The 8,456-nt window shown below is 77.3% G+C and carries 7 protein-coding genes; 5 read left to right on the top strand and 2 right to left on the bottom strand.

What is annotated here, in order from left to right; all coding sequences use genetic code 11:
* Positions 1–177 precede the first annotated feature (177 nt).
* Positions 178–1,083, top strand: a complete 906-nt coding sequence (locus C8D89_RS19010; protein ID WP_116709684.1) for an endonuclease domain-containing protein — start codon at positions 178–180, stop codon at positions 1,081–1,083.
* 57 nt (positions 1,084–1,140) lie between these two features.
* On the opposite strand, the gene C8D89_RS19005 is transcribed toward C8D89_RS19010, so the two are convergent.
* A complete protein-coding gene (locus C8D89_RS19005) occupies positions 1,141–3,405 on the bottom strand; it encodes a heavy metal translocating P-type ATPase (RefSeq protein WP_341477326.1) in 2,265 nt (754 codons plus the stop codon).
* Positions 3,402–4,184 carry a vitamin K epoxide reductase family protein gene (locus C8D89_RS19000; RefSeq protein WP_243418234.1) on the bottom strand — a complete coding sequence of 261 codons (783 nt, stop codon included), beginning with the start codon at positions 4,182–4,184 and terminating at the stop codon, positions 3,402–3,404. The genes C8D89_RS19005 and C8D89_RS19000 overlap by 4 nt, the downstream gene beginning before the upstream one ends.
* 249 nt (positions 4,185–4,433) lie before the next feature.
* On the opposite strand from C8D89_RS19000, the gene C8D89_RS18995 reads away from it, so the two are divergent.
* The 4 genes from C8D89_RS18995 to C8D89_RS18980 are packed head-to-tail and all read left to right on the top strand — an operon-like array spanning position 4,434 to position 8,246.
* Positions 4,434–5,285, top strand: a complete 852-nt coding sequence (locus C8D89_RS18995; RefSeq protein ID WP_116709683.1) for a hypothetical protein — start codon at positions 4,434–4,436, stop codon at positions 5,283–5,285.
* A 2-nt stretch (positions 5,286–5,287) separates the two neighbouring features.
* The gene (locus C8D89_RS18990; protein ID WP_116709682.1) at positions 5,288–6,028 is read left to right on the top strand and encodes a hypothetical protein; all 741 of its coding nucleotides are present in this window, start codon (positions 5,288–5,290) and stop codon (positions 6,026–6,028) included.
* Positions 6,025–7,023, top strand: a complete 999-nt coding sequence (locus tag C8D89_RS29385; RefSeq protein WP_165825798.1) for a hypothetical protein — start codon at positions 6,025–6,027, stop codon at positions 7,021–7,023. Before C8D89_RS18990 ends, C8D89_RS29385 begins: the two co-directional genes overlap by 4 nt.
* Positions 7,020–8,246 (top strand): OmpA family protein, encoded by a 1,227-nt coding sequence (locus tag C8D89_RS18980; protein ID WP_133251971.1) that lies wholly within the window; start codon positions 7,020–7,022, stop codon positions 8,244–8,246. The genes C8D89_RS29385 and C8D89_RS18980 overlap by 4 nt, the downstream gene beginning before the upstream one ends.
* The last annotated feature ends 210 nt before the right edge of the window (positions 8,247–8,456 follow it).

Genomic DNA, 8,456 nt, shown 5'->3' with positions numbered 1-8,456 from the left:
CGGATGCACCTCCCGGCCACGCCGGCAATCATCACCCACCCCGCACCGAGGCCCTCGTCCGCCTCGACGTCCCAGGACGATTAAGCGACAGGCTCCTCACGGGGTGGGGGGAGCACCGGGAGCGATCATCGTCAGGCGGCGTGGATCCCCGGGACCGCTCGGTACGTCGAAGAGGGTGTGGACACCGAGGACCTCTCCGCCCTCCTGCGCCGCCAGGACGGCGTTCTCTCGCGCGCGCAGGCGCTCGCCCACGGCCTCACGCGCGCCGCGATCGACCACCGCCTCGCGCGCGGACTGTGGACCGTGCTCTGGCCGTGCGTCTACCTGTCGGCGGCGCACACGCTGGGCGCCCGGGTCCGGGTCCGCGGCGCGGCCCTCTGGCTCGGCGGTACCGCGACCCTGACCGGCGTCGGCGCCGCGTGGTGGTGGCGTCTCCGGGACGAGCCGCCCGAGGTCCTGCACTTCCTGGTGCCGCCCGAGCGACGCGTCCGGAGCCGCGGGACGGTGCGCGTCGTGCGACGGGCCCTCGAGGCGCGTTTCCGCAGCACGGTCGACGGGGTGCCGGTCGTGTCGCGGGCCTACGCCGTGGTCGAGGCGGCCGCCGAGCTGGGCCTGCGCCACGGCGCGGAGCTCATGGACCGCGCGCTGCTGGCGGACCGCGTGACGCTCGACGGCCTGCGCCGTGCCCACCGGGCCCGTCTCGGGCGGCCGGGCTCGGTCACGGTCGCGCGCCTGCTCGCGCTCGCCGCCGGCAGAGCCCGATCCGAGGCGGAGCGGCGCCTGCACCGGCTCCTGCGCGGCGCCGGCGTCGTCGGGTGGTTCGCCGACCACCGCGTGGTCGTGCCGGGATACGGGGCAGCCGTCCTCGACCTCGCCTTCCCCACGGCGCGGGTCGTCGTCGAGGTCGACGGGTGGGCCTACCACCGCGACCTGCCTGCCTTCCGCCGCGACCAGGCGCGACAGAACGCTCTCGTCCTCGCCGGGTGGACGGTGCTGCGCGTGAACTGGCACGACCTCGAGGCCGACCCCGACGCCGTGCTCGCGACCATCACGGCCGCGATCGCGCCGCCCGCCACGGCGTGATCGCTCCCGGTGCTCCGCCCACCCCGTCACATCGGGTCCGCGGAGCAACCGGAGCGATCACTTCCCGCGCAGGCGCAGGCTCGAGGAAACGACGAGCAGGGACGACAGCGCCATCGCCAGGCCGGCGAGCAGGGGGTTGAGCAGGCCCGCGACGGCGAGCGGGATCGCGGCGACGTTGTAGCCGAACGCCCAGCCCAGGTTCACGCGGATCGTGCGGTGCGTGGCGCGGGCGAGCGCGAGGGCCTCGGGGACGGCGGTGAGGTCGTCGCGCACGAGGATGACGTCGGCGGCGTCCAGGGCGACGTCGGCGCCCGACCCGACGGCGAGGCCCAGGTCGGCGGCCGCCAGGGCCGGGCCGTCGTTGACCCCGTCGCCGACCATCGCGACCACGGCCCCCGCGGCGCGGCGCTCGGCCAGGAGGGCGAGCTTGCCCTCGGGCAGCACGCCGGCGACGACGTCGTCGATCCCGACCGCGTCGGCCACCGTGCGCGCCGCGCGCTCGTGGTCGCCGGTCAGCAGCACCGGGTGCAGGCCCGCGGCGCGCAGGGCGGCCACGGCCGGGGCGGCGCTGGGCTTCACCTCGTCGGCGAGCACCACCGCGCCCCGCACCGCGGCACCGTCTCCCGCGTCCCAGCCGACCGCGACCACGGTGTGGCCGGCCGCCTCGGCGGCCGCCCAGTCGGAGGACAGCGACGCCGGCACCGCGCCGACGAGGTCCGGCCGCCCGACGGTGACGCTCACGCCGTCGACCCGCGCCCGCGCGCCGAGGCCGGGGAGCGCCTCGAAGTCCTCGGGCTCCCCGACGGCGCCGGCGGCGTGGGCGACGATCGCGCCGGCGATCGCGTGCTCGGAGCCCCGCTCGACCGCGGCGGCGCGCTCCAGCACGATGTCCGGTGCGGACCCGAGCACCGCGACGACCGCCATCCGTCCCGTCGTCAGGGTGCCGGTCTTGTCGAGCACCACGGTGTCGACGCGGCGGCTGGTCTCCAGCGCGTGGTGGCCCTTGAGGAAGATGCCCCGCCGGGCGCCGCGGCCGGACGCCACGACCATCGCCATGGGCGTCGCCAGCCCCAGCGCGCACGGGCACGCGATGACCAGCACCGCCAGCGCGGGCGAGAAGGCCCGCGCGACGTCGTCGGTCGCCAGCCACCAGCCGAGGCCGGTCAGCACCGCGAGCCCCACGACGGCGGGGACGAACCACGCGGCGATCCGGTCGACGAGACGCGCCACGTCGGCCTTGTCGGCACGCGCGTCGCGGACGAGGCGCACCATCCCGGCGAGCGCGGTGGCCTCGCCGACCGCGGTCGCCTCGACCACCAGGCGCCCCGAGGTCGCGACGGTGCCGCCGACGACGCGGTCGCCCACGCCCACGTCCTCGGGCACCGGCTCGCCGGTGAGCATGCTGCGGTCCACCGCCGAGCGCCCGGCCACGACCCGCCCGTCGGCGGCGACCTTCTCCCCCGGCCGCACCACGAACCGCGCGCCGACGCCCAGCTCGGCGACCGGGACGCGCCGCTCGGTGCCGTCCTCGTCGAGCACCGCGACGTCGCGGGCGGCGAGGCGGGCGAGCGCGGCCAGCGCGTCGCCGGAGGCCCGCCGCGCCCGGCGCTCGACGTAGCGCCCGGCGAGCACGAACGTCGTCACCCCGGCCGCGACCTCGAGGTACACCGGGCCGGTCGGGTGCAGCAGCAGCTCCCAGGTGCTCTCGGCCGGGGCCGGCGGCGCCCCGCGCAGCACCGCCCCCAGCGACCACACGCTCGCCGCGACGATCCCGAGCGACACCAGCGTGTCCATCGACGTCGTCCCGCGCCGCAGCCCGGCGAGCGCGCGGCGGTGCAGCGGCCACGCCGACCACACCACGACCGGCGCCGCGAGCGCGGCGAGGACCCACGCCCAGCCGGGGAAGCGCAGCGAGGGCACGGCGGTCATCGCCAGCGCGAGGTCGGCGACCGGGACGAACAGGGCGGCCGCCACGACGAGCCGGCGCCACAGGTCGCGCAGCTCGGCGTCCTCGGCGGGATCGTCCGTCGCCGTGTCCCCGGCCTCGGCGGCCCGGGCGGGGCGCGCCGTGTAGCCCAGGCGCCCCACCGTGTCGACCAGCGTCGCCGTGGTCACCTCCGGCGAGCTCACGACGACGCGCGCGCCCTCGCCGGCGTAGTCGACGGTGGCCTCGACGCCGTCGAGCTTGTTGAGCCGGCGTTCGATCCGCGCCGCGCAGGCCGCGCACGACATGCCGCCGACCTCGAGGTCGACGACGGCCGGGGCGGCGCCGGAGGTGGGGGTGGACACGGTGCCGGACGTGGCGCCGGACGTGGCGGTCACGCGAGGCCCACCAGCCCGGCGGCCCAGGCGGGGAAGGTCGCGACGACCGCGACGACGATCGCGAGGTACCACGCGGCGAGGCCCCAGCCGTGGTGGCGGACCGCGGCCGGCGCGCCCCCGAGGTGCCCCTCGCGCAGGTTGTGCACCGTCGTGGCCCAGAACATCGCAATGGTCACCACCCAGGCCACCATGCACCACGGGCACAGGGCGCCGATCACCACGAGGCTCTGCACGATCAGCCAGTGCACGAACAGCATCCCCGCCGTCGTGCCCGCCTGCAGGCCCCACCAGGCCCAGCGCGGCAGCGCGACCCGGGCGAGCACGAGGGCGCCCATCGCCGCGGCGACGGGGTAGGTCAGCAGCCCGATCACCGGGTTGGGGAAACCGAGCACCGACGCCTGTTCGGTGCGCATGATCGTCCCGCAGGACAGCACCGGGTCGATGCTGCAGGACGGGACGAAGGCCGGGTCGGCGAGCAGCGCGAGCTTGTCGAGCAGCAGCACCAGCGCCACCACGGCGCCGACGAGCCCGCCGACGAGCAGCACGGCGCCGACGCCGCGTGCCGGGGTGTCGCCGGGCGCGGCACCGTCGGACGCGGCCGCGCGGGGCGTGGCGGTGTCCACCGGGTCCATGCCCCGATCGTCCCCCACGGCGGGCAGGACGTCGGTGGGCGCCGAGGACGCGGCCGACGGCGGGGTCTCCGGGGTCTCCGGGGTCTGCGGGGATTGCGGGGGCTGCGCGGGCTGCTGGGTCTGCCGGGAGCGGGGCGTGGTCGTCACCATCGCCGTGCTGGTCGTCCCGGACCGGGCGGGAGTTCCCGGCGGCCGGGTCACCCGAAGCAGCGAACGCGCCGTTCGTGCGCGTAGAAGCAGCGAACGGCCCGTTCGCTGCGGACACCGCAGGCGGCACGCCCGGTCGACCGCAGGGCCCCGGGGACGGTCGGCCTAGACTCCGCCGACGACCGTCCGTCGGGGTGGAGGACGCAGGAGGAAGCCAGCTGGTGGAACGGCACGCCCGATGAGCACTCGATGACCCGGCCCGAGGGGGTGGCCGGGCCCTCGCCCGGCGCCGCAGGGTCACCGATGCCGCCCTACGGGTGGATCGCGCGACTGGGTGACTGGTGGCAGGCCCGCGCGGACGGGCGCGCCGGCCTGCCGAGCCTCGCCCCCGGACGCCCGTCCGGCACCCCGACGCTCGAGGAGTACCACCAGGACTTCCTGGCCCGGGTCCACCGCGAGCGGCTGCGCCTCGACCTCGAGGTCTCCCCGATGCACCAGTCGCGCGCCGCCCTCGCGATGCGGATCCCCGAGACCGAGCAGGCCCTCGACCGGGTCCGCGCACGTCTCGACGCCATCCCGGTGCTGCTCGACGACGACCAGCTCGCCGTGCGCCGCGGCGGGGAGACCGACACCCCCGACGACGTCGTCGCCGCCCGCCGGGCGCGCGAGCACGAGGCGATCCGCCGACCGCTCGTCGACGAGGCCGCGCGTCTGCACGCCCAGCTCACGCAGATGCGCGTGGAGTACGCCCGGCTCGGCAGCACCATCCGGGCGTGCGAGCTCGTCGGCGCCACGCGCGTCCGGCGGCTGCACGCGCAGATCATGCGGCGGGTCAGCGCGTACGAGCGCCACCTCGTGCGCCGCCACCCCGCGGGCGACCGGATCGGGCCGGCGCTCTCCGCCCAGCACCCGGTGGTGCCGGGCTGGGTGACCGCCGCCGAGATGGGCGACCCCGGCGATCCCGGGACGGGACCCACGACCACCGTCCCGGGCGCGGCGTCGGCGCCGCCCGCGGGCGCCCCACACGCCAGCACGACCCCCACGACCGGCCCGACCACCCCGGCCGTCCGGGACCTCGGCGCCCCGACCCCGCAGGAGTAGCCATGCCCCGCTGGCCCCGGCGCCGCGCGGGTGGCGCCCGCCCCCCGGCCCCGACCCCGTCCGCGAACCCCACCGCCCCGCAGGGCGCGTCGGGTCCGCCGCTGTCGACCCTGCCCGGCCTCGTCGCCACGACGGGCTCGCCCGAGGAGCGGCGCTTCGCCCAGGTGTACGCGGCCGACCGCGTCGGCCCCATGCCCTACCCGAACCAGGCCACCCCGGACGTCGGGACCGCGCGCGGACGCGTGCGGACGCTCGTCGGCGAGCTGCTCGAGGGTGTCGACGAGGGCACCGGCGCGGCGCTGGACCCGCTCATCGCGTCCTGGGCCTCGGGCTGGTTGTCGCGCATCGACTCCCAGCACGCCGACCACCAGGCCGTCATCGACCGTCTCGTCGGCGGCGCCCGCCAGCAGCTCGCCGAGGCCGAGGCCTCCCACGAGCGTGACCGCCGTGCCCTCGCGATCGCCCGCCGCGACTACGAGGAGGCCCGCGAGCGGCTGACCGAGCCGGTCGGCGCGCCGGCCGAGCCGGCCCCGCGGCACGCCGACCGGTCGCCGCGGGACCGGGGCCGTGCCGACCCCGACGACGGTGGCGGCCGCGGGGGCGGCCCCACCGAGGCCCTCTACCGCCCGGGCGTCCCGCCCGCCGACCCCCCGACCGGTCCCCTGCCGCGACCGGTGCACCCGACCCGCTCCCCCGACCGTGGAGGCCCCGTGAGCCACGACCCGCGCGAGACGGGCCGATGAGCGCCCCGGCGACCGGCGCCCGCGGGCTGCGCGCCCGCCTCGGACGCGGGCGCGCGGGCGCGTCCGGCCCGGCCGAGGACGTCCGGCCCCGCTCGTACCGCGACGCCACGCTGATGATCAACCGCTCGCGGGAGGACTACCTCGCGCTCGGGATCATCGTGCTGGCCATCGGCGGCGACATCGCCGCGTTCTACGTCGTGCTCGCCCGGGTGTTCCGCGGCTCGCCGTTCCTCATCGTGCTCGGCACCGTCGGCTTCGCGGCCGCGGCCGTCGGGCTCGCGCACCTCGTCGGCCAGGGGCTGGCCCGGCGGCGCTGCGGCGACCCCCGCGCCTCGACGACGCTCACCGTGCTGGCGGCCGCGACCTGGCTGGTGCTGGGCGTCGCCGCGTTCGTGTCCCGCCTGCTCACGCCGAGCGGCTCGTCGTCCGGCGGCGGCTTCGGCTCCGGGGGCGGCGGCTTCGGGTCCGGGGGCGGCGGCTTCGGGTCCGGCGGGGGCGGCTTCGGCGGGTCCTCGTCGGGCATCGAGCTCTCGGCGGCCCTGCCCGCCGCGCTGTTCGGCGCCCTGTTCCTCGCCAGCGGCATGGCCGCGATGGTGGCGACGTTCGTGTCGTTCAACCCGGTGGCCGGGGCGCTGCGCCGCGCCGAGCGCCGGATGCACGAGGCCACCGAGCGCGAGCGCGCCAGCCGCGCCGAGCTCGAGCGCGCCCGCGAGGCCCTGCGACAGCAGGAGAACGAGCGCGAGCGCGAGGAGCAGCGCTGGCGGGCCGCCCGCCAGCAGGTCGTCGCCGAGATGCTCGAGCTGCAGAACTACGCGCGCACCCTCATGGCGTCGAAGAAGGGCAACCCGTCGGTCACCGACGGGCTCACCGGTTCGTCGCTCTTCCCGCTGTTCACCCCCGCCAACGAGGTCGTGCCCGGCGAGGAGGCCCCGCCGGAGCTGCGCCCGTTCACCCCCGTCGTCCCGACGTCGCGCTCGAACGGAGACCATTCGTGACTCCAGCAGCACGCCCGGCCGCACGCCGTGCTGCCGGCCTGCTGTCCGTCGTCCTCACCGGCGTGCTGGTCGCCGGTTGCTCGAGCGGCGACGACGCCGCGGGCGGTTTCTCCGGCGGTGGCGTGAGCGCGCTCTCGTGCCCGGTGCCGGTGGGCCCGATGGCGTTCGCGGTGTCCGGGCGGTCGAACAGCCCCGAGCCGGGCCTGCCGGGTGCGGTGCAGGACGCGACGGTCTCCGTGCTGTCCCGTGCCGTCGACGAGGGCTACGAGCCGCGGATCACGCTGATCAACGTCGACGGCCGCCCCACGTCGGCCGGCAACGACACGTTCCGCACCGACGCGGGCAACGCGATCGCCGCCGAGGACGACCGCAACGCCTTCCTCGACGGCTTCGGCCAGGCGGTGACCGAGCTGCGCGCCGAGACCCCCGAGGTCGACGTGCTCTCCGCGCTCGACCTCGCGGGACGGTCGGCCGGCGGCAACCGCCCGGGCACGGTCGTCCTCGTCGACTCCGGGCTCTCGACGGTGGCGCCGCTCGACTTCCGGCAGCGCGGCCTGCTCGACGCGCCGCCCGAGCAGACCGTCGAGGCCCTGCGCGCCGAGAACGCGCTGCCCGGGCTGCAGGGCACGACGGTGATCCTCGCGGGCCTCGGCGACGTCGCCGAGCCCCAGCCGGCCCTGAGCCCCGCGCAGCGCCAGTCGCTGGTCGCCCTCTGGACCGCCGTCGCCACCGCGGGCGGGGCGAGCTGCGTCGCCGTCGTCGACGAGCCCCGCGGCGGTGACGCCCCGAGCGACGCCCCGCCCGTGAGCGTCGTGGACGTCCCACCCCCGCCGACCATCACGCCCGGGCAGGCGACGGCCCTGCCCGACGACAATTCCGTCGGGTTCCGGCCCGACACCGCCGAATTCCGCGACCGGAATGCCGCCCGCGCCGTCCTGGCCCCGTTCGCGCAGTTCCTCACCGAATCCCCGACCCGCCGCATCGCCCTCACCGGCACCAGCGCCCGCGCGGGCACGACGGAGGGGCAGGTGGACCTCTCGACCCGCCGGGCCGAGGCGGTCAAGGCGCTGCTCGTCGAGCTCGGGGCGCCCGCGGACCGCATCACCACGCGCGGCGTCGGCAGCCGGTTCCCCGGTTACGTCAACGACGTCGGCCCCGACGGACGCCAGTTGCCCGGCCCGGCGAGCGCCAACCGGACGGTCATCGTAGAGCCTTCGGAGTAGTTAGCAGGGTCCTCCCGACCGGGCACCCCGCCTCCAGCGGACGTGGCCGACCGGTCACCCCGCGCGGGGACGACACGCCGCCGACACACCCCCGGAACCCCATTCCCGACGAAACGTGGCCGCTGTCACATACCGATGTGGTCACGGAGATCCCCTCCCGCGCGCACCCGGTCGGAGCAGCGCCGATAGGCCCGTCCGCCGGAGATTCCG

This window comes from Actinomycetospora cinnamomea (assembly GCF_003096675.1).
Taxonomy (GTDB): domain Bacteria; phylum Actinomycetota; class Actinomycetes; order Mycobacteriales; family Pseudonocardiaceae; genus Actinomycetospora; species Actinomycetospora cinnamomea.
This window is presented reverse-complemented; position numbering and strand designations above follow the sequence as displayed.